The sequence below is a fragment of the Geobacillus kaustophilus genome (genome assembly GCF_000948285.1).
GTDB lineage: Bacteria > Bacillota > Bacilli > Bacillales > Anoxybacillaceae > Geobacillus > Geobacillus thermoleovorans_A.
In genome coordinates this window covers 3,552,475-3,572,500 of the sequence record NZ_JYBP01000003.1, presented here as the reverse complement: position 1 = coordinate 3,572,500, position 20,026 = coordinate 3,552,475, and the positions used below count along the sequence as shown (strand labels likewise).

The following is a 20,026-nucleotide window of genomic DNA, read 5'->3' as shown; positions in this document are numbered from 1 at the left end:
TAAGAAGCTGATATGCATTGCATACTAATAAAGGAATCAGCATCAAATACAGCCAATCGCGGTCGTTGATGCGCAACACAGGAAACCATTCAATGACCGTAACGACGACCATAAAGAACAAAGCCGGGACGAACGCTCCTTTGTTCGTCTGTGCGCTCTTGACGTAGGCAACAGCCAACCCAACCGCCAAAATGAACAACGCCACTAGCATGTACGGGATGATCGAATCACCCTTGTCTGCAAACGCCATGTAACGGAAATACACTAAATCAAACAGCACAAACATAATCAAAACAAGCTGTACAGAGTTCCATAACGAACGGAAGATGCCAAGCCCGAACCGATGGACGGTCAAATAGGCAAAAAATCCCGCTTGGCTGATGACGCTGAAAATAAAGCCAACGCCGATATGCCATAACAAAACAGCCATAAATTCGACCATTTCTAAGCGCAACAGCAAGCGCCCGAACTCCTCCCAGTTGAAAACAATGCCGACGGCCGCCGTGGCGATGCCGCCGATCAGCAGCGTCGATAAAAATAAACGCACCCATTTGCGGCTGTTCACAGCTTCATCCTCCATCATTTCAGCATAACCCGCTTACCATTTTACCAGCGCCCTTGTAAAAAAGCCAGCTCCGATCTCCCCCATGCATATTTTTTTCGCCAACATTCATATTAAGGGTGAGGGATTTTTGCAGAAAGGAGCTCATTTTCATGAACAAATGCCTACCGCTCCTCTTGCTCAGTTTTCTCGTTCTTGGTTCCTGTGCCCCTCAAGAAATCAGCCCCCCTCCCCCGGATTATGACGAAACGAAAAAGATGGTTGTTGACATTTTAAAAACCGACGAGGGGAAAAAGGCGATTCAAGATATTATGTCGGAAGATCAGATGAAACAGCAATTAGTCATAGATCAAAAAACTGTAAAAGAAACACTGCAACAAATGCTGACATCCGATCAAGGAAAAAAGTTCTGGGAAAGTGCGTTAAAAGACCCGAAATTCGCTGAAAGTTTTGCCAAAGGGCTGCAGGCAGAACATGAAAAAATGATGAAGGCGCTCATGAAAGATCCCGATTACCAGGCGCTGATGATCGATATTTTAAAAGATCCAGAAATGGAAAAAGCCATGGTCGATGTCTTAAAAAGCAAAGAGTTCCGCCAGCATTTGCAAAAGGTGATCACGGAAACGTTGAACAGCCCGCTGTATCAGGCGAAAATTCAAGATATGTTGATGAAAGCAGCTGAAAAGGTTCAGCAAGGCGGAGAAAAACAAGGAGAAGAAGGCGGAGGGGAAGGGGGAGAGGGAGAAGAAAGCACCGGCAACCAACAAGGCGGAGGAGGTTAATCAAGCGAAAAAGCGTCCGCGCGCTGAAACCGCCAACGCTCTAATCGGCAGGTTCTCGCTATCGGACGCTTTTTGTGAAACCGATTAATATTTCGCAACGATTTTGCGGGCGATATCCATATAAATTTTCCCGATCGGATGATCTTCTGCGTAAACGGACGGGGCGAAGTCGTCGTCATTCCAATCCGGCTGCTGAAGCGGCAGCTGCCCTAACAGCTCAGTTTGCAGCTCTTTGGCCAGCTTTTCTCCGCCGCCTTTGCCAAACACATACTCTCTTTCTCCAGTTTTCCGGCTTTCGTAGTACGACATATTTTCGATCACGCCGATAATTTCATGTTCGGTGCGCAGCGCCATAGCCCCAGCGCGGGCAGCGACAAACGCAGCGGTCGGATGCGGAGTCGTAACGATAATTTCTTTGCATGACGGCAAGAGCGTATGGACGTCCAAGGCGACGTCGCCCGTGCCAGGCGGCAAGTCAAGCAGCAAATAATCCAAATCGCCCCATTCGACTTCTTTGAAAAAGTTGTTCAACATTTTCCCCAGCATCGGGCCGCGCCAAATGACCGGGGCGTTGTCCTCGACGAAAAAGGCCATCGAAATAACTTTCACGCCAAACCGTTCGACTGGGATGATTTTATCGCCCCTCACCGTTGGGCGCTCGGTGATTCCCATCATGTCCGGAACGCTGAACCCGTAAATGTCAGCGTCAATCAACCCGACTTTTTTGCCGAGCCGGGCGAGCGCGACTGCCAAATTGACGGAAACGGTCGATTTGCCGACCCCGCCTTTGCCGCTGGCGATGGCTATATACGTCGTTTTTTGCTTGTTTTCGCTATATTTCTCCACCACGTCGCGCGGCAGTTCGGCGAACCGCAGCCCGACCGTCGCAGCGCCCGCGTCTTTCAGCTGCTGGACGATCGCCGTTTGCACGCGAAGCTGCTCGGGCGTTCCGGTTTTAGCGAGCGCGATTTTCACGCTGACATGATTTTTCTCTTCCTTAATTTTAATTTCTTGGATGGCATTCGTCTCTTTAAACGTTTTGTTTAAAAAGGGATCTTTCATCTTTTCGAGAATGGCGCGCACTTCGGTTTCCGTCAACATCGTATTCACCAACCTTTTGCAAATCAATGGTCGCTTCTACATGTTATCATACCATAAATCGGCAGACGACCGCCATGTTTGGCTTGCTTCCGCACGCCCTCTTGGTTGAAAAGGGGGGAATTTCTAATTTCGTTTGGCAAAACGGGGGCGGTCAGCCGCCCCCTCTGTTCCGACCATAAAAAATCCCCGCTACTCGCGAGGCGTATGTTCGTTGGAAAAATAGCGAAGCACCCCTTTATAAATGGAGGCGGCCAGCTTCGTTTGATAGCCATCAGACGCAAGCAGCTCCCGCTCGTCTGGATTTGACAAAAAACCGACCTCGACAAGTGCGCCGGGGATTTTTGCATGCTTGAGCAAATAGACGGTATCAATCATTTTTGCCAGTCGATGGGTGTTCTCCAAATTGCGCCGCAATTCCGCTTGGATAAATCTCGCCAGCCGCTCGTTTTCGATGAACGAGCCGTAATAAAACGTCTGCGCCCCCCGCCAACGCGGCGACGGGATGGCGTTGAGATGGATGCTGATGAAAAGATCGGCATTCGAGCGGTTCACAAAAGCCGTTCGTTCGAGCAAATCCTCCGTTTTCCGCCGGCTGTAGCCGCGTGTGGACGGGCTGGCCAAGTCCCGATCCGTCTCGCGCGTCATCAGGACGAGCGCCCCTTGCTGCTGCAGATAATCGCGCAGCTTTTTCGCCACATTGAGCGCGATATCCTTTTCCACCACCTCACCGCCGACGGCGCCGCCGTCCGGTCCACCGTGACCGGGGTCCAATACAATGATTCTCCCAGACAATGGAAGATTCCATGGTTTTGTCGATGTCAATTCGGAAAATAAGGGTGGAAACAGCAAAATGCTCATAAGGGCGACGGCAGCAAAAGCGACCAGCCACTTCCATTTTTCTCTCATTGTTTCTCCTCCCGCACGTTTCCCTTCTCTATCTTATATGGGACAAGGCGCGGGAATAGAACTCATTCAGCGAAGTTTTAGACGACGCCGTTTTTTGCCCCGCTCAAATCCTTCCGTCCACCAGCTGCCGATATATTGTTCACACGCGTCATACAGCGACTGGCTGAGGAAATCGTCGTCAATATTGCCCCAAAAGCAAAGAAAATCAAACAGCGTATCGATCAAATATTTTTCTTCTTGAGCACATCGACAGCGTACGCTGGCCGCCGGCTCCCCATAATAGCCGAATCGGCTGTAGCGAGCGCCGAGCAAATACGCTTCAATGGCCAGATCAATGCAGCCTTCCTCAACAACGGATGGAAACATCTGATACGCCGTATAAAACGGAACAAAGTGCTCCAGCGCTTTGGCCCGCAACTTCTCAAGGGAGAGTTCGCGCAACATGTTCCGTTCGTAACGGAGCTGCTTTTCCTGCCTTTTTTCCGCCAATGAAGTGATGACTGTCATCGTTTTTCACGCTCCTTTACGATGTAGTGTTTAACGATCAGTCGCAAACATACGCGCGGGCCAAAGGCAGAAATAAGCAAAAAACCCAGCCGAATTGGCTGGGTTGAAACATCGTGCGATTAACGTTTCGAGAATTGCGGAGCGCGGCGGGCGCCTTTGAGCCCGTATTTTTTCCGTTCTTTGACGCGGGCATCGCGCGTCAGCAAACCGGCCCGTTTCAGCACCGTGCGGAATTCCGGATCGACTTCAAGCAACGCGCGGGCGATGCCGTGGCGAATGGCGCCGGCTTGGCCAGCAAATCCGCCGCCTTGGACGTTCACCAAAACGTCATAGCTGCCAAGCGTTTCCGTCAATACGAGCGGCTGCTTCACCATCTCGATGAGCGCTTCCGACGGGATGTATTCGCGAATGTCTCGTTTATTGACGATGATGCGTCCATCGCCTGGAACGAGGCGGACGCGGGCAACCGAGCTTTTGCGACGACCTGTGCCGTAATATTGTACTTGTGCCAAAATCAATACCCTCCCTTGTCAATTATCCGCGAAGTTCATACACTTCTGGTTTTTGCGCTTGATGCGGATGTTCGCTTCCACGGTATACGTGCAACTTTTTGAACATTTGCCGGCCAAGGCTGCCTTTTGGAAGCATGCCGCGCACGGCACGTTCGATCATTTGTTCCGGGTAGTTCGTACGCATTTCCAGCGCTGTTCTTACTTTTAAACCGCCTGGATATAAGCTGTGGCGATAGTACAGTTTTTTCGTCAATTTTTTCCCTGTCAGTTCGACTTTGTCGGCATTGATGACGATGACGTGGTCCCCGCAGTCAACATGCGGAGTGAACGTCGGTTTATGTTTGCCGCGCAACAGCGCTGCTACTTCGCTGGCTAAACGGCCTAACGTTTTGCCAGCTGCGTCGACAACGTACCATTTCCGCTCTACTTCGTTCGGTTTCGCCATGTAAGTCGTACGCAATGCAGTTCCCTCCTAAAATAAAAAATGAACAAACAAATGGTCGTTTATTTCAACACGATTATTGTCCGGGGCTAATCGTGGAAAATACATGCCATATGATATAATAGCTTGCCGGCGCGCCAATGTCAAGAAAATGTTACACAAGGATTCGTTGCCTTAGAAAATAAGGGGGAAAACATCAGCCATCCGCCAATTCACGCTCTAACCATTCATCCGCGTAGTATACACGCCATAAATACAGCCCTTCGGCCGGCGCAGTTGGACCAGCGAGGCGCCGATCTTTCACCGCAAGCAGTGTCGAAATGTCGGCGGGAGAACGCTTCCCTTGGCCGATCTCCAACACCGTGCCAACGATAATGCGCACCATGTTGTATAAAAAGCCGCTGCCGATAAACCGAAACTCGAGCATCGGGCCGTCGGCCTTTACTTCAGCCCGATACATGGTGCGCACCCGGTCTTCGATCGACGTTTTTGCGGAACAAAAGCTTGTAAAATCGTGTGTTCCATGAAGCAAACGAAGCGCCTCGTTCATCGCGCTGATATGAAGCGAATATGGATGCCATGCGCAATAATGGCGGCGAAACACGTCGCGCTCGGCAGCCGTCCATACTTTATAGCGGTATTCTTTCGCTTTCGCCGAAAAACGGGCGTGGAAGTATGCACCGGCCTCCTGTACAAAGCGAACGACGATATCATCCGGCAGCTGGGCGTTCAACGCCTTTTTCCACTGCTCCGAGGAAAGGGAAAGCGGCGTATCGAAGTGGATGACTTGTCCATAGGCATGAACGCCGGCATCCGTCCTTCCGGAAGCCGCCACACGCACTTCCGTCCCTTTATGCATCCGCCGAAGCACTTCCTCAAACTCGCCTTGCACCGTCCGCTTTCCCGGCTGGATTTGGTAGCCGGAAAAGTGGGTGCCATCATAGGCGATGATGCATTTGATCCGTTGTGTCATGGCCTTCCTCCGCTACGAACGTAGTAGAAAAAGCAATACAGCCAGCAGCGCCACGGCCGCTAAAAACGCGATGTCCACCGGCTTCCAAGCGAGCTGGCGGAATTTCGTCCGCCCTTCCCCGCCGCGGTAGCCGCGCGCCTCCATCGCTGTCGCCAGCTCATCGGCTCGTTTGAACGAGCTGATAAACAGGGGCACAAGCAGTGAGACAATGGCTTTCATCCGTTCGGAAAAACGGCCGCCGGAAAAGTCGACGCCACGTGCTGCCTGCGCTTTCATAATTTTTTCCGTCTCTTCCATCAATGTTGGAATGAATCGAAGCGAAATGGCCATCATCAAGGCGAGCTCATGGACAGGAACGCGCATCTTTTTGAGCGGCCCGAGCAAACTTTCGACGCCGTCGGTCACTTCAATCGGCGTCGTCGTCAACGTCAACATCGTCGTCATCAATACAAGGAGCAAAAACCTTAGGGAAATAAAGATCCCTTGCCTGATGCCGCCTTCATATACAGAGAGCGCACCGATTTGGTAGATGACGTCTCCTTCTTTCGTCATGAATAGATGCAACAGCAATGTAAACAAAACGACCCATAAAATCGGTTTCAAGCCGCGGGCAATGAACGAAAACGGGATGCGAGACAGCGCTGCAAAGGCAAACGCAAACAGCGACAGCAGTGCATACGTCGCCGCATTGTTCGCCAAAAAGACGATCAGGACGTAAGCAAACACGATCAATAGTTTGGCGCGCGGGTCTAAGCGATGAATGACGGAATGACCAGGCACATATTGACCGATAATCAAATGATTAGTCATGGACGCTCACCTTGGAGAACAATTGCTGGATGGCTTCCGCTGTCTGTTCCAACGTCAAGCATGGCGACGGAATGGCAACGCCAAACCGCTTTTCGAGCTGCTGTTTCAATTTGACCGTTTCCGGCACGCTCAAACCGATCGCAGCCAGTTTGTCAGCATCGCGAAACATCTCTTCTGGCGTTCCATGCCCCCATACCGTCCCTTCATGCATGACGATGATCTCATCAGCGTACCGAGCTGCATCTTCCATGCTGTGGGTGACGAGAACGGTTGTCAACTGCTTTTCACGATGGAGGCGATAAAACATCTCCATCATCTCTTTGCGCCCGCGCGGGTCAAGGCCGGCGGTCGGTTCATCGAGCACGAGCACTTCCGGCTCAAGCGCGAGCACGCCGGCGATGGCGACGCGCCGCATTTGCCCTCCGCTCAAATCAAATGGGGACTTCGCCAATACATCTTCACTCAATCCGACAATCCTAATGAGCTCCCGCGCCTTCCGCTTCGCCTCGTCTTCCGGCACTCCAAAATTGAGCGGGCCAAAACAAATGTCTTTCTCCACTGTTTCTTCAAACAACTGATGCTCCGGGAATTGGAAGACGATCCCGACCTTTTTGCGCAGCGGTTTCAGCTGCTTTGGCCGCTTATTGCTCGTGATCGTCTCTTCGCCGATCTTCACCGCGCCGCTTGTCGGCTGCAACAACCCGTTTAAGTGCTGAAGGAGGGTCGATTTTCCCGAGCCCGTATGCCCAACCATGGCGACGTACGCCCCGCTTCGGATTGCGACATTGACATCATAGAGCGCCCGACGGGCAAGCGGTGAACGGGCGTTGTACACATGCTCTACTTTTTCGAATACAATGTCCATAACTCCTCGACCAACTCCTCTGTCGTAAAATATCCACCCCGAAGCGGAATGCCTTGTTCCCGCAAACGACTGCCCATTTTCACGGCAAACGGCAAATCAAGACCGATGCGCTCGAGCTTGCTTCCGAGCCGAAAGATTTGCTCCGGCGTCCCTTCTGCCATCACTTCGCCTTTGTTCATCACAATGAGGCGGTCTGCCTTCGCCGCTTCTTCCAAATCATGGGTGATCGACAACACCGTAATGCGCTGCTGGCGGTTCAGGCGGCGAACCGTCTCAAGCACTTCTTCCCTTCCGCGCGGGTCAAGCATCGATGTCGCTTCGTCCAAAATGATCATATCGGGGCGGAGCGCCAAAATGCCAGCGATGGCGACGCGCTGCTTTTGTCCGCCGGACAGCCGGTGCGGCTCATAATGGAGAAACGGCTCCATATGGACTTGGCGAATGGCCTCGCGAATGCGCTCGACCATTTCCGAGCGCGGAATGCCGTTGTTTTCCAGGGCAAAAGCGATGTCGTCTTCAACGGTCGCGCCGACAAACTGGTTGTCCGGATTCTGGAACACAAGGCCGACGCGGCGGCGCACCTCCCAAACGGTTGCGTCGTTCAAAAGGCGACCAAACAAGCGAATGGCGCCCCGCTCCGGCCGAAGCAAACCAATCAGCATCCGAGCGATAGTCGATTTGCCGGATCCGTTATGGCCGACGATCGCCAGCCACTCCCCGCGCTCGGCCGTGAAGCTGACGTTTTGCACCGCATAGTCGGATTGATTAGGATAGCGAAAGGACACTCCCTCGATCGACAAGATTGGTTCGGTCATGATCGTTTCCCCTTGCTTCGCCTTGGCCGCGTTGCAAACGCGGCCTGCTAAATGATGGTAAACAAAAAAAGGGCATAGATCCAGTTCAAACGAAACTGTCTCGCCCTTGTTGAAATGAAACCGTTACACGAGTTCAATAATGACCATCGGCGCCCCGTCACCGCGGCGAGGACCAAGTTTCATAATGCGCGTATAGCCGCCTTGGCGATCTTGGTAGCGCGGCGCAATGTCGCTGAACAGCTTTTGCAGAGCATCCTGGCCGGTTTCGCTGTTGGCGACCTCTTTGCGGATAAACGCCGCTGCTTGGCGGCGGGCATGCAAATCGCCGCGTTTGCCGAGCGTAATCATTTTTTCCATGACCGAGCGCAGTTCTTTCGCCCGCGCTTCCGTCGTTTCAATGCGTTCGTTGATGATTAAGTCTGTTGCCAAGTCACGAAGCAGTGCTTTTCGTTGCGAAGTCGTGCGTCCTAATTTTCTGTACGACATCAAATGTCCCTCCCTTTTAAAGTGATGTGTTCCTCATGGTGGTCATCATCAAAACGATATGGTGAAAGTGTGTTTCCGGCTTGCCGGCGGAGGCCGGCGCTTAGTCGTCTTTGCGTAGGCTGAGGCCAAGCTCAGCCAGTTTCGCTTTCACTTCCTCAAGCGACTTGCGGCCGAGGTTGCGTACTTTCATCATATCTTCTTCCGTTTTTTGCGTCAGTTCTTGAACAGTGTTGATGCCGGCCCGCTTCAAGCAATTGTAGGAACGAACCGAAAGATCGAGTTCCTCGATCGTCATTTCGAGCACTTTTTCTTTTTGATCGTCCTCTTTCTCGACCATGATCTCCGCGTTTTGCGCTTCATCCGTCAAGCCGACAAAAATGTTCAAGTGCTCCGTTAAAATTTTCGCTCCAAGGGAAATGGCCTCTTTCGGCCCGATGCTTCCATCCGTCCACACATCAATGGTCAGCTTGTCATAGTCCGTCACTTGGCCGACCCTTGTATTCTCGACTTGATAAGAAACTCGGGAGACCGGCGTATAAATAGAATCGATCGGAATGACGCCGATGGGCTGGTCTTCGCGCTTATTCGCCTCAGCAGGAACATATCCGCGCCCCCGCTTGGCGGTCATGCGCATGCGCAGGCGGCCGCCTTCCGCCAGCGTCGCGATATGAAGGTCCGGGTTTAAAATTTCGACATCGCTGTCGTGAGTGATATCGGCAGCCGTGACAACTCCTTCACCCTGCACATCAATCTCCAACGTTTTCTCTTCATCTGAATAAATTTTCAACGCTAGTTTTTTGATATTCAAAATGATGGCTGTCACATCTTCAACGACGCCGTCAATCGTTGAAAACTCATGCAAGACGCCGTCGATTTGCACCGATGTTACAGCTGCACCAGGGAGTGAAGACAATAGGATACGACGCAAGGAGTTCCCTAAGGTTGTACCATATCCACGCTCAAGCGGTTCGACGACGAATTTGCCATATTTGGCATCTTCGCTCAGTTCGACCGTTTCAATTTTCGGCTTTTCAATTTCAATCATCGATTATTATACCCTCCTTCAAAACGTCGAAACCCCGATCAAACGGTACACGCCTAACAACATTCCCCCATGAATCTCTCTTTACGCTTGCCTGCCATGGTCTTTATCATATCCCATTATTGACAATGGTTCAAATTCTATACAGGGGCGTTACACGCGGCGACGTTTTGGCGGACGGCATCCATTGTGCGGGATTGGAGTGACGTCTTTGATCGCCGTAATTTCCAACCCGGCTGCTTGCAATGCACGGATCGCTGCCTCGCGGCCAGCCCCCGGACCTTTGACGTTCACTTCGACCGTTTTCATGCCATGCTCCATCGACGCTTTCGCTGCTGCTTCAGCCGCCATTTGCGCCGCAAACGGCGTTGATTTGCGCGAACCTTTGAATCCCAGCGAACCGGCGCTCGCCCAAGCAATGGCGTTGCCATGAACATCCGTAATCGTCACGATCGTGTTGTTGAACGTTGAACGGATATGGGCGATGCCTGTATCAATATTTTTTCTTACCCGGCGTTTGCGAGTGTTTGTTCTGCGTGCCATTCGTCAAATGACCTCCTTTGCGTAATTATTTTTTCTTGTTCGCTACCGTACGGCGCGGACCTTTGCGCGTGCGGGCATTGTTTTTCGTGTTTTGGCCGCGAACCGGCAATCCGCGGCGATGGCGAAGACCACGATAGCAACCGATCTCCATCAAACGTTTAATGTTTAACGATACTTCCCGGCGCAAATCGCCTTCCACTTTTAAGCGGCCGACGATTTCACGAATGCGGCTAAGCTCTTCTTCCGTTAAGTCGCGAACGCGTGTGTCTTCCGATACACCGGCTTCTTTTAAGATTTTTTGTGCGGTCGGTTTGCCGATCCCATAAATGTATGTTAACGAAATGACTACCCGTTTATCACGCGGAATATCGACACCAGCAATGCGTGCCATATGATACACCTCCTTAGAAATTACCCTTGGCGTTGTTTGTGTTTCGGATTTTCACAAATGATCATGACTTTACCGCGTCTGCGAATAACTTTGCACTTTTCGCAAATCGGTTTGACAGATGGTCTTACTTTCATGTCGTTTACCTCCCTATGAAACGGAGTGCATTCCTTTATTTATACCGATACGTAATTCGTCCACGCGTCAAATCGTACGGCGACAGCTCCACCGTCACCCGGTCGCCAGGCAAAATGCGGATGAAGTGCATGCGGATTTTGCCGGACACATGGGCTAACACCGTATGCCCATTTTCTAATTCTACACGAAACATCGCATTTGGCAATGTTTCGATGACGGTGCCTTCCACTTCGATTACATCATCTTTCGCCATCGAGCGGCTCTCCCTCCTTCGAATGAGTAACATTGTGTTACGCAAAACCGAACGCGATATCCATGATGATCGAGAAGACGTTTACCCCTTCCCACTTATGAAGTGGGAGACTCATTTCCACAATGTGTTAAAATTTCGTAGCCATCTTCTGTAATGACAATCGTATGTTCGAAATGGGCGCACCGTTTTCCATCGGCCGTGACGACGGTCCAATCGTCGGCCAACGTTTTCACGTAACGGCTGCCGGCATTGACCATCGGCTCGATGCACAGAGCCATTCCCGGCCGCAAAATGGGGCCTTTGTTCGGCGGCCCATAATGTGGGATTTGTGGGTCTTCATGTAAGTGTTGACCAATTCCGTGCCCGACATACTCGCGGACAACGGAAAAGTGGTGCGCTTCGACATACGTTTGAATCGCATGGGAGATGTTCGTTAAACGAACGCCCGGTTTGGCCTCGGCGAGCCCGACGTACAGCGATTGCTCTGTCACGTCAAGCAGCCGTTTCGTCTCGGCGTCGATGTCCCCGACCGCATACGTCCAGGCCGAGTCGGCGTGATAGCCTTCATACTGCGCGCCGACATCGATCGTAATAATATCGCCTTCCCGCAATGCGCGGCCGCTGGGGATCCCGTGCACAAGCTCTTCATTCACCGAGGCGCAAATGCTCCCCGGAAACCCTTGATACCCTTTAAACGACGGAATGGCGCCATGGGAACGAATCACTTCCTCCGCGATGGCGTCCAGTTCCTTTGTCGTGATTCCCGGGCGAATGTGCTTTTGCAATTCTTTCAATGTAAGGGAAACGATTTTTCCCGCCTCGCGCATCAAAGCAATTTCCTGCGCGGTTTTGCAACGAATCATCGAGCAAGTCCCCCGAGCAATTCACGAATATCCGCAAACACCTTTTCCATTTCCTGTTCACCGTTAATGTGGCGCAAATAGCCTTTTTGCTCGTAAAAATCAAGGAGCGGTTTCATTTGTTTCATATTCACTTCAAGCCGGTTGGCCACTGTTGCTTCATTATCATCGGGGCGCTGGTACAGCTCGCCGCCGCACTTATCGCATACGCCTGGTTTCGCCGGCGGATGAAAAACGAGATGGTACGTTGCTCCGCAATTGCGGCAAATGCGTCTGCCGGTCAAGCGTTCCATTAAGATCTCTTGACGAACGTCGATATGGATGACATAGTCAAGCTTGCGCTCGATTTCCGCCAACATTGTTTCGAGCGCTTCCGCCTGAGGAACCGTGCGCGGGAATCCATCGAGCAAAAAACCATTTTGGCAGTCGGTTTTGCTCAGCCGTTCGCGGACAATGCCGATCGTTACCTCATCCGGCACAAGATCACCGCGATCCATATACTGCTTCGCCTGAAGCCCTAACGGCGTCCCTTCATTGATCGCCGCTCGAAACATATCGCCCGTTGAAATATGCGGAATTCCGTAAGCCTCGACAATTTTCTCGGCTTGCGTGCCTTTGCCGGCACCCGGCAGCCCCATCAGCACTAAATTCATCCTTACTCCCCCTATCGGCAAGGGACGTCCGCTCTTGCCTTCTTTACTTGATGAATCCGCGGTAATGGCGTTTCACCAACTGGCTCTCAAGCTGTTTCATCGTCTCAAGCGCCACGCCGACGACAATAAGCAAGCTCGTGCCGCCGATTCGTGCGGAAGGCGGCAAGTTGGCAAAGTTCACAAAGAACACCGGCAGCACAGCGACAACCGCCAAAAAGATTGATCCGACCAGCGTTAGCCGGTATAAAATTCTCGTCACGTACTCTTGTGTGTTTTTCCCAGGGCGAATACCTGGGATGTAGCCGCCTTGTTTTTTCAAGTTGTCCGCCATCTGCTCCGGATTGACTTGAACAAACGCATAAAAGTACGTAAACGCGATAATGAGCACGACATAAATGATCATCCCGACCGGATGAGTATAGTCAAACGTTCGGCGAATCCACAATGTTACATCATTCGTGCCAAAAAACGATGCAATCGTCGGTGGTGCAATCAAAAACGACACGGCGAAAATGACCGGAATGACTCCCGCCGGATTCACTTTGAGCGGCAAATGGGTGGAATGGCCGCCCACTGGACTTCGACCCTCAAGCCGCTTCGCATATTGAATCGGAATTTTCCGGAACGCCTGCTGGATGTAAATGACGCCAACGATGACGGCGACAACTGCCAATGCTACAAGCAGGAGCCGGACGATGCGCAAAAACACATCTTCCCCGACATTTTCGAACTGTTGCGCATAAATCTGATTAAGAACCGTCGGAATGCCCGAGACGATCCCGGCAAAAATAATGATCGAAATGCCGTTGCCGACGCCTTTTGCGGTGATCTGCTCGCCGAGCCACATTAAAAATGCCGTGCCGGCAGTCAAGACAACCGCAATCAGCAAATACGTGCCGATGCCCGGATTTCGAATGAGCATCCCGCCAGCCAAGTTGTTAAAGCCGTAGGACATGCCGATGGCTTGGATAAACCCGAGCACGACCGTGAAATAGCGGGTAAATTGAGCTAATTTACGCCGGCCAACCTCGCCTTGCTTCGACCACTCCGTAAATTTTGGAACAACGTCCATTTGCAGCAGCTGGACGATAATCGATGCCGTGATATAGGGCATAACTCCCATGGCAAAAATCGAAAAGTTTCGCAGCGCCCCGCCGCCGAAAATGTTCAGGACGCCGAATGCATTCAATTCATCTTGCAGTTTTAACACATCCGCGTTCACGCCTGGAACAGGGATGAACGTTCCAATGCGGAACACGATCAACATAAGAAGAGTGAAAATAATTTTGTTTCGAATATCACTGACGCGCATAAAGTTGGAGATTGTCCGAAACATTAAATCACCTCAGTTTTACCGCCAGCCGCCTCAATGGCCTCTTTCGCCGATGCCGAGAACTTATGCGCTTTGACCGTCAGCTTTTTCTCGATTTGGCCTTTGCCCAAAATTTTCACACCCGATTTCAGCTTGCTGATGACGCCCGTTTCAAGGAGCAATTCCGGCGTCACTTCCGTTCCGTCTTCAAAGCGGTTCAGTTTTTCCAGATTCACGACCGCATATTCTTTCCGATTGATGTTCGTAAACCCGCGTTTCGGCAAGCGGCGGAACAGCGGGGTTTGACCGCCTTCGAACCCAAGACGAACTCCTCCACCCGAGCGGGCATTTTGACCTTTTTGACCGCGGCCGGACGTTTTGCCGTTGCCCGAACCGATCCCGCGGCCGACGCGCACAGCTTTCTTTCGGGATCCCGGCGCTGGTTGCAATTCATGAAGTTTCATGGCAAAGCACCTCCTTATGATTATTCCTCGATTTCTTTCACTTTGACAAGGTGGGCTACTTTGTTGATCATCCCGCGGATCGCAGGATTGTCATTGTGGATGACCGTTTGGTGCATTTTTCGCAGGCCGAGCGTTCTGACAGTAACGCGTTGGTCTTCCGGACGGCCAATCACGCTGCGCGTGAGGGTAATCGCCAGTTTTTTTGCCATGATCGTTCCCTCCTTATCCTAACAGTTCCTCGACTGTTTTGCCGCGCAATCTCGCTACGTCTTCGGCGCGTTTTAATTGTTTCAGCCCATCAAACGTTGCGCGCACCATGTTGATTGGCGTGTTTGAGCCGATCGATTTCGACAAGATGTCGCTGATGCCCGCCAGCTCCAGCACCGCACGCGCCGGACCCCCAGCGATGACCCCGGTACCTTCGGAAGCGGGTTTTAAAATGATTTCCCCGGCACCGAAATGGCCGATGACTTCATGCGGAATCGTTGTGCCGACGATCGGCACTTCAATTAAGTTTTTCTTCGCATCTTCAATCGCTTTGCGGATCGCTTCTGGAACCTCTTGTGCTTTTCCAGTGCCAAATCCGACATGGCCGTTTTTATCGCCGACGACGACTAGAGCCGAAAAGCGTAGGCGACGTCCGCCTTTCACGACTTTTGCTACACGGTTGACCGCGACTACACGCTCTTCCAATTCAAGTTTGTTTGGATCGATACGACGCATCGTTGTCCCTCCTTTGTAATTAGAATTCCAAGCCGGCTTCGCGGGCGGCGTCTGCCAATGCTTTCACCCGTCCGTGATACAAATACCCGCCACGGTCGAACACGACTTTTTTAATGCCTTTTTCCAACGCACGTTTGGCGACAAGTTCGCCGACTTTTTTCGCTGCCTCAATGTTGTTCGTCGAATCTAAACCGAATTCTTTATCCAGCGTCGAGGCGCTGACGATCGTTGACGATTTCGTATCGTCGATAATTTGCGCGTAAATATGTTTGTTAGAACGGAACACGCTCAACCGCGGACGTTCAGCCGTGCCAAAGATTTTTTTGCGGATGCGCGCGTGTCTTTTCTTCCGAACCGCGTTTCGGTCCACTTTTGTGATCATCGAATGTCACTCCTTTCGCTTCGCTATGCCGCGTTATTTACCAGTTTTGCCTTCTTTCAGGCGCACAAGTTCACCTTCGTAGCGGATGCCTTTGCCTTTATACGGCTCTGGCGGACGAACTGCGCGAATGTTGGCGGCCAGTTCGCCGACGCGCTGTTTGTCTGCCCCTTTGACGACGATTTTCGTTTGGGATGGCACTTCAATTTCAAGCCCTTCTTCCGGCTCAATTTCTACCGGATGAGAATAACCGACGCTCAATACAAGCTTTTTCCCTTGTTTCGACGCCCGGTACCCGACACCAACGAGTTCGAGCGCTTTTTCATAACCTTTTGAAACGCCTTCGACCATGTTGGCGAGCAAGCTGCGCGTCGTGCCATGGAGCGCGCGGTGATGTTTTTCATCGCTCGGGCGCGTAACGGTGATCACATTGCCCTCAACCGTGATCGTCATATCTGGATGGAACGTGCGGGTCAGCTCCCCTTTCGGCCCTTTGACCGTAACCGTGCTGCCGTTGACCGTAACGGTGACACCGGCAGGAATTTCAATTGGTTTTTTGCCGACACGTGACATGTCAAAAACACCTCCATTCTTAAGCAGATAGATTACCAAACGTAGGCGATTACTTCGCCGCCCGTGCCTTTTTGCCGTGCTTCTTTGTCTGTTAAGATGCCCTGCGATGTCGAAAGAATCGCGATCCCTAAGCCGTTCAGGACGCGCGGCACTTCATGGGCTTTGACGTAAACGCGCAGCCCCGGTTTGCTGATGCGTTTCAGCCCGGTAATGACACGTTCGTTGTTCGGACCGTATTTCAAGAAGATGCGGAGAATGCCTTGTTTGTTGTCTTCGATATATTCATAATCACGAATAAACCCTTCGCGCTTTAAAATTTCGGCGATTTCCCGCTTGATTTTCGAAGCCGGGACTTCGAGTTTTTCGTGACGCACCATATTCGCATTGCGGATGCGAGTCAGCATATCAGCAATTGGATCTGTCATCACCATTATGTTTTACCTCCTTCCCAATCAATGGGTTGATTACCAGCTGGCTTTTTTGATGCCTGGAAGTTGACCTTTGTATGCGAGCTCACGGAAACAAATACGGCACAATTTGAATTTGCGATAGACCGAGTGCGGGCGGCCGCAGCGCTCGCAGCGGGTGTACGCTCTCACTTTAAACTTTGGCGTCCGTTTTTGTTTCGCGATCATCGATTTTTTAGCCACGATTTCGCCTCCCTTGCGTTATGGGATCATTATTTTTGGAATGGCATGCCGAGCAACGCCAGCAGTTCACGAGCTTCTTCATCCGTGTTGGCCGTTGTGACGATCACGATGTCCATGCCGCGCACTTTGTTCACTTTATCGTAGTCAATCTCAGGAAAAATGAGCTGTTCTTTAATGCCGAGCGTATAGTTGCCGCGGCCGTCAAACGACTTTTTCGATACGCCGCGGAAGTCGCGCACGCGCGGAAGCGAGACCGAAATCAACTTATCGAGAAACTCATACATCCGTTCGCCACGCAGCGTCACTTTCGCACCGATCGGCATCCCTTGGCGAAGACGGAAGCCGGCGATCGATTTTTTCGCACGCGTTACCACCGGACGCTGACCGGCGATCAGCGTCAGCTCTTCAACGGCGCTGTCTAATGCTTTCGGGTTTTGCACCGCATCGCCGACACCCATGTTGATGACGATTTTTTCGATTTTTGGCACTTGCATGATCGATTTATAGTTGAACTTGCTCATGAGAGCAGGTACGACTTCGTTTAAATACTTCTCTTTCAGGCGGTTCATAAAAGTACCTCCCTTCCTGCGTCACGGTTATTTATCCAAAATCTCGCCGGATTTTTTCGCATAGCGCACTTTTTTGCCATCGACAATTTTGTAGCCGATGCGCGTCGGTTCACCCGTTTTCGGGTCGAGCGGCATGACTTTCGAAACGTGGATCGGCGCTTCCTTCTCAATGATGCCGCCTTGCGGGTTCGCTTGCGACGGTTTCGCATGCTTTTTCACAATATTGACGCCCTCGACGATGACGCGGTTTTTCTTCGGAAACGCCGCCAGAATGATGCCTTGCTTGCCTTTGTCTTTGCCGGAGATTACTTGCACTTTATCGCCTTTTTTTACATGCATCGCATTCGCACCTCCTTGAAACGCTGTTCCGTTCCATTAAATAACTTCCGGAGCTAAAGAAATGATTTTCATGAAGTCTTTATCGCGCAATTCACGGGCAACCGGTCCGAAAATCCGCGTGCCGCGCGGGCTTTTGTCATCGCGGATGATGACGCAGGCGTTTTCGTCAAAGCGGATGTACGAACCGTCCGGACGGCGCACCCCGCGTTTCGTACGAACAACAACTGCTTTCACGACTTGACCTTTTTTAACAACGCCACCTGGTGTCGCATCTTTGACCGTCGCCACAACGACGTCGCCGATGTTCGCATAGCGGCGACCCGAGCCTCCGAGCACTTTAATGACAAGCACTTCACGTGCACCAGAGTTATCAGCTACTTTCAAGCGAGATTCTTGTTGAATCATCGACGAAACCTCCTTTCGGAATTATCTCTCCGAACTAAGTGAAGAACGATTACAGAACAACCGCTTTTTCGATGACTTCCACTAAGCGGAAGCGTTTTGTGGCCGACAGCGGGCGAGTTTCCATAATTTTCACGATATCGCCGACTTTCGCGATGTTATGTTCATCATGCGCTTTATATTTTTTCGAATATTTCACGCGTTTGCCGTACAGCGGATGTTTTTTGTACGTTTCGACCAGCACGGTGATCGTTTTGTCCATTTTGTCTGATACAACCCGCCCGACGTACACTTTGCGTTGATTGCGTTGGCTCATTCCACAAACCTCCTCTCAAGCACATTATTTATTGGCAGCGAGCTCACGTTCGCGAATAATCGTTTTCATGCGGGCGATGTCTTTGCGCACTTGGCGGATGCGCGCCGTGTTTTCCAATTGACCTGTAGCCAGTTGGAAGCGAAGGTTGAACAATTCTTCCTTCAATGCTTTAATTTTTTGTTCGATCTCGGCAGTGGTCAACTCACGGATTTCTTTCGCTTTCATTACGCTTCACCACCAGTTTCTTCACGTTTTACAAATTTGCATTTGATCGGAAGTTTGTGAGAAGCGAGGCGCAATGCTTCACGTGCCACTTCCTCAGAAACACCGCCCACTTCAAACATCACTTTGCCTGGTTTGACAACGGCGACCCAGCCTTCCGGCGCCCCTTTACCAGAACCCATCCGCACTTCAAGCGGTTTTGCCGTATACGGTTTGGAAGGGAAAATGCGGATCCATACTTTCCCGCCCCGTCTCATGTAACGAGTCATCGCCCGGCGGGCTGCTTCGATTTGCCGGTTCGTAATCCAAGCTGATTCTAATGCTTGCAACCCAAATTCACCGAAATGAACTTCCGTGCCGCCTTTCGCCCGGCCTTTCATCCGTCCGCGATGTTCACGGCGATATTTGACGCGTTTTGGCATTAACATGATTATTTTCCTCCTTCCTCAGCTTTTTTCTTGGTCGGAAGGACTTCTCCACGATAAATCCATACTTTCACGCCGATTTTTCCGTACGTCGTATCGGCTTCTGCCGTTCCATAGTCAATGTCAGCGCGCAGCGTATGGAGTGGAACCGTCCCTTCGCTGTAATGCTCCGAACGAGCGATGTCAGCCCCGCCCAAACGGCCGGATACCATCGTTTTGATGCCTTTCGCCCCAGCGCGCATCGCACGTTGGATCGCTTGTTTTTGCGCCCGGCGGAACGATACGCGGTTTTCAAGCTGACGAGCGATATTTTCAGCAACAAGACGTGCATCCAAGTCCGGTTTTTTGATTTCTACAATGTTGATATGGACGCGTTTACCGGTCAATTGCGCGAGCGCTTTACGGAGCGCTTCCACTTCCGAACCGCCTTTCCCGATGACCATGCCCGGTTTAGCGGTATGGATCGTTACGTTGACGCGGTTGGCCGCCCGTTCAATCTCCACGCGGGAGACAGCCGCGTCTCGCAGGCGTTTGCTAATGTATTCACGGATTTTTAAGTCTTCGTGCAAAAGATCTGCATAGTCTTTTTCCGCATACCATCTCGATTCCCAGTCACGAATGATGCCGATGCGCAGACCGATCGGGTTGACCTTTTGACCCACGGATTATCCCTCCTTCTTTTCTGAAACGACGATCGTAATATGGCTTGTGCGTTTGTTAATGGCGCTTGCCCGTCCCATGGCGCGCGGACGGAACCGTTTCAACGTCGGGCCTTCGTCGACATACGCTTGAGTGATGACCAAGTTGTTGACGTCCATATCATAGTTGTGTTCAGCGTTGGCAACTGCTGATTTCAACACTTTCTCAATGATCGGGGAAGCTGCTTTTGGTGTATGGCGCAAAATAGCGAACGCTTCGCCTACTTCTTTCCCGCGAATCAAGTCAATGACTAAGCGCGCTTTACGAGGAGCGATGCGAACGGTTCTTGCAACAGCTTTAGCTTGCATATCTAGA

Annotated in this window: 35 protein-coding genes (1 of these 35 cut by a window edge); 1 reads left to right on the top strand and 34 read right to left on the bottom strand. The window is 51.5% G+C overall.

Annotated elements, in window-relative coordinates:
* Positions 1–565: the 5' portion of a KinB-signaling pathway activation protein gene (locus LG52_RS18410; protein ID WP_044733349.1), read on the bottom strand. It extends 35 nt beyond the left edge of the window; 565 of the gene's 600 nt are visible here — the first part of the coding sequence; its start codon is at positions 563–565; its stop codon lies beyond the left edge, outside the window.
* A gap of 149 nt (positions 566–714) precedes the next feature.
* Between LG52_RS18410 and gerD the strand changes: the two genes are divergently transcribed.
* Positions 715–1,344: a spore germination lipoprotein GerD gene (gene gerD, locus LG52_RS18405; RefSeq protein ID WP_044733014.1), complete on the top strand. Its 630-nt coding sequence runs from the start codon at positions 715–717 to the stop codon at positions 1,342–1,344.
* 84 nt (positions 1,345–1,428) lie between these two features.
* Here the strand turns inward: gerD and LG52_RS18400 are convergent, their stop codons facing one another.
* The 33 genes from LG52_RS18400 to rplV form a co-directional block, all read right to left on the bottom strand.
* Entirely contained in the window at positions 1,429–2,445 is a 1,017-nt protein-coding gene (locus LG52_RS18400) for an Mrp/NBP35 family ATP-binding protein (RefSeq protein WP_044733013.1), read from the bottom strand.
* A 189-nt stretch (positions 2,446–2,634) separates the two neighbouring features.
* Complete coding sequence (gene cwlD, locus LG52_RS18395) at positions 2,635–3,351, bottom strand: N-acetylmuramoyl-L-alanine amidase CwlD (RefSeq protein WP_044733012.1); 717 nt, start codon at positions 3,349–3,351, stop codon at positions 2,635–2,637.
* 66 nt (positions 3,352–3,417) lie between these two features.
* The gene (locus LG52_RS18390; protein ID WP_044733011.1) at positions 3,418–3,858 is read right to left on the bottom strand and encodes a YbaK family protein; all 441 of its coding nucleotides are present in this window, start codon (positions 3,856–3,858) and stop codon (positions 3,418–3,420) included.
* Between the two features lie 119 nt (positions 3,859–3,977).
* Positions 3,978–4,370 (bottom strand): 30S ribosomal protein S9, encoded by a 393-nt coding sequence (rpsI, locus tag LG52_RS18385; RefSeq protein WP_025950570.1) that lies wholly within the window; start codon positions 4,368–4,370, stop codon positions 3,978–3,980.
* 22 nt (positions 4,371–4,392) lie between these two features.
* On the bottom strand, positions 4,393–4,830 hold the full coding sequence (gene rplM, locus LG52_RS18380; RefSeq protein ID WP_011229651.1) for a 50S ribosomal protein L13: 438 nt from the start codon (positions 4,828–4,830) through the stop codon (positions 4,393–4,395).
* A gap of 178 nt (positions 4,831–5,008) precedes the next feature.
* Positions 5,009–5,785, bottom strand: a complete 777-nt coding sequence (gene truA / locus LG52_RS18375; protein ID WP_044733010.1) for a tRNA pseudouridine(38-40) synthase TruA — start codon at positions 5,783–5,785, stop codon at positions 5,009–5,011.
* Between the two features lie 12 nt (positions 5,786–5,797).
* Positions 5,798–6,595 (bottom strand): energy-coupling factor transporter transmembrane component T family protein, encoded by a 798-nt coding sequence (locus LG52_RS18370; protein WP_044733009.1) that lies wholly within the window; start codon positions 6,593–6,595, stop codon positions 5,798–5,800.
* Entirely contained in the window at positions 6,588–7,460 is an 873-nt protein-coding gene (locus LG52_RS18365) for an energy-coupling factor ABC transporter ATP-binding protein (protein ID WP_044733008.1), read from the bottom strand. Before LG52_RS18365 ends, LG52_RS18370 begins: the two co-directional genes overlap by 8 nt.
* Positions 7,436–8,275, bottom strand: a complete 840-nt coding sequence (locus LG52_RS18360) for an energy-coupling factor ABC transporter ATP-binding protein (RefSeq protein ID WP_044733007.1) — start codon at positions 8,273–8,275, stop codon at positions 7,436–7,438. Before LG52_RS18360 ends, LG52_RS18365 begins: the two co-directional genes overlap by 25 nt.
* Before the next feature lie 123 nt (positions 8,276–8,398).
* Entirely contained in the window at positions 8,399–8,761 is a 363-nt protein-coding gene (gene rplQ / locus LG52_RS18355) for a 50S ribosomal protein L17 (protein WP_011229646.1), read from the bottom strand.
* 100 nt (positions 8,762–8,861) lie between these two features.
* A complete protein-coding gene (locus LG52_RS18350) occupies positions 8,862–9,806 on the bottom strand; it encodes a DNA-directed RNA polymerase subunit alpha (RefSeq protein WP_011229645.1) in 945 nt (314 codons plus the stop codon).
* Between the two features lie 150 nt (positions 9,807–9,956).
* The gene (rpsK, locus tag LG52_RS18345; RefSeq protein WP_011229644.1) at positions 9,957–10,346 is read right to left on the bottom strand and encodes a 30S ribosomal protein S11; all 390 of its coding nucleotides are present in this window, start codon (positions 10,344–10,346) and stop codon (positions 9,957–9,959) included.
* Between the two features lie 25 nt (positions 10,347–10,371).
* Positions 10,372–10,737, bottom strand: coding sequence for a 30S ribosomal protein S13 (rpsM, locus tag LG52_RS18340; protein ID WP_015373728.1), 366 nt, complete (start codon positions 10,735–10,737; stop codon positions 10,372–10,374).
* A 20-nt stretch (positions 10,738–10,757) separates the two neighbouring features.
* On the bottom strand, positions 10,758–10,871 hold the full coding sequence (gene rpmJ, locus LG52_RS18335; RefSeq protein WP_011229643.1) for a 50S ribosomal protein L36: 114 nt from the start codon (positions 10,869–10,871) through the stop codon (positions 10,758–10,760).
* A 35-nt stretch (positions 10,872–10,906) separates the two neighbouring features.
* Positions 10,907–11,125, bottom strand: coding sequence for a translation initiation factor IF-1 (infA, locus tag LG52_RS18330; RefSeq protein ID WP_011229642.1), 219 nt, complete (start codon positions 11,123–11,125; stop codon positions 10,907–10,909).
* A gap of 95 nt (positions 11,126–11,220) precedes the next feature.
* Complete coding sequence (gene map / locus LG52_RS18325; RefSeq protein ID WP_044733006.1) at positions 11,221–11,988, bottom strand: type I methionyl aminopeptidase; 768 nt, start codon at positions 11,986–11,988, stop codon at positions 11,221–11,223.
* Positions 11,985–12,638 (bottom strand): adenylate kinase, encoded by a 654-nt coding sequence (locus LG52_RS18320; protein WP_044733005.1) that lies wholly within the window; start codon positions 12,636–12,638, stop codon positions 11,985–11,987. Before LG52_RS18320 ends, map begins: the two co-directional genes overlap by 4 nt.
* Before the next feature lie 43 nt (positions 12,639–12,681).
* Entirely contained in the window at positions 12,682–13,974 is a 1,293-nt protein-coding gene (secY, locus tag LG52_RS18315) for a preprotein translocase subunit SecY (RefSeq protein WP_044733004.1), read from the bottom strand.
* Complete coding sequence (rplO, locus tag LG52_RS18310; RefSeq protein WP_011229638.1) at positions 13,974–14,414, bottom strand: 50S ribosomal protein L15; 441 nt, start codon at positions 14,412–14,414, stop codon at positions 13,974–13,976. Before rplO ends, secY begins: the two co-directional genes overlap by 1 nt.
* Positions 14,415–14,434: 20 nt before the next feature.
* Positions 14,435–14,623 carry a 50S ribosomal protein L30 gene (gene rpmD, locus LG52_RS18305; protein WP_011229637.1) on the bottom strand — a complete coding sequence of 63 codons (189 nt, stop codon included), beginning with the start codon at positions 14,621–14,623 and terminating at the stop codon, positions 14,435–14,437.
* 13 nt (positions 14,624–14,636) lie between these two features.
* Positions 14,637–15,137, bottom strand: a complete 501-nt coding sequence (gene rpsE / locus LG52_RS18300; RefSeq protein WP_011229636.1) for a 30S ribosomal protein S5 — start codon at positions 15,135–15,137, stop codon at positions 14,637–14,639.
* Positions 15,138–15,156: 19 nt separating this feature from the next.
* Positions 15,157–15,519: a 50S ribosomal protein L18 gene (gene rplR, locus LG52_RS18295; RefSeq protein WP_011229635.1), complete on the bottom strand. Its 363-nt coding sequence runs from the start codon at positions 15,517–15,519 to the stop codon at positions 15,157–15,159.
* A 33-nt stretch (positions 15,520–15,552) separates the two neighbouring features.
* Complete coding sequence (gene rplF / locus LG52_RS18290) at positions 15,553–16,089, bottom strand: 50S ribosomal protein L6 (RefSeq protein ID WP_044733003.1); 537 nt, start codon at positions 16,087–16,089, stop codon at positions 15,553–15,555.
* Between the two features lie 32 nt (positions 16,090–16,121).
* Positions 16,122–16,520 carry a 30S ribosomal protein S8 gene (gene rpsH, locus LG52_RS18285; RefSeq protein ID WP_012820490.1) on the bottom strand — a complete coding sequence of 133 codons (399 nt, stop codon included), beginning with the start codon at positions 16,518–16,520 and terminating at the stop codon, positions 16,122–16,124.
* Between the two features lie 33 nt (positions 16,521–16,553).
* Positions 16,554–16,739: a type Z 30S ribosomal protein S14 gene (locus LG52_RS18280; RefSeq protein WP_003247599.1), complete on the bottom strand. Its 186-nt coding sequence runs from the start codon at positions 16,737–16,739 to the stop codon at positions 16,554–16,556.
* A gap of 29 nt (positions 16,740–16,768) precedes the next feature.
* Positions 16,769–17,308: a 50S ribosomal protein L5 gene (rplE, locus tag LG52_RS18275; RefSeq protein ID WP_011229632.1), complete on the bottom strand. Its 540-nt coding sequence runs from the start codon at positions 17,306–17,308 to the stop codon at positions 16,769–16,771.
* A gap of 27 nt (positions 17,309–17,335) precedes the next feature.
* Complete coding sequence (rplX, locus tag LG52_RS18270) at positions 17,336–17,647, bottom strand: 50S ribosomal protein L24 (protein WP_044733002.1); 312 nt, start codon at positions 17,645–17,647, stop codon at positions 17,336–17,338.
* A gap of 36 nt (positions 17,648–17,683) precedes the next feature.
* Complete coding sequence (rplN, locus tag LG52_RS18265) at positions 17,684–18,052, bottom strand: 50S ribosomal protein L14 (protein WP_011229630.1); 369 nt, start codon at positions 18,050–18,052, stop codon at positions 17,684–17,686.
* A gap of 49 nt (positions 18,053–18,101) precedes the next feature.
* Positions 18,102–18,365: a 30S ribosomal protein S17 gene (gene rpsQ / locus LG52_RS18260; protein WP_011229629.1), complete on the bottom strand. Its 264-nt coding sequence runs from the start codon at positions 18,363–18,365 to the stop codon at positions 18,102–18,104.
* Between the two features lie 24 nt (positions 18,366–18,389).
* Entirely contained in the window at positions 18,390–18,590 is a 201-nt protein-coding gene (gene rpmC / locus LG52_RS18255) for a 50S ribosomal protein L29 (protein ID WP_011229628.1), read from the bottom strand.
* The gene (rplP, locus tag LG52_RS18250) at positions 18,590–19,015 is read right to left on the bottom strand and encodes a 50S ribosomal protein L16 (RefSeq protein ID WP_011229627.1); all 426 of its coding nucleotides are present in this window, start codon (positions 19,013–19,015) and stop codon (positions 18,590–18,592) included. The genes rpmC and rplP overlap by 1 nt, the downstream gene beginning before the upstream one ends.
* 2 nt (positions 19,016–19,017) lie before the next feature.
* Positions 19,018–19,674 carry a 30S ribosomal protein S3 gene (gene rpsC / locus LG52_RS18245; RefSeq protein ID WP_044733001.1) on the bottom strand — a complete coding sequence of 219 codons (657 nt, stop codon included), beginning with the start codon at positions 19,672–19,674 and terminating at the stop codon, positions 19,018–19,020.
* A 3-nt stretch (positions 19,675–19,677) separates the two neighbouring features.
* Complete coding sequence (gene rplV / locus LG52_RS18240; RefSeq protein WP_011229625.1) at positions 19,678–20,019, bottom strand: 50S ribosomal protein L22; 342 nt, start codon at positions 20,017–20,019, stop codon at positions 19,678–19,680.
* Between the last annotated feature and the right edge of the window lie 7 nt (positions 20,020–20,026).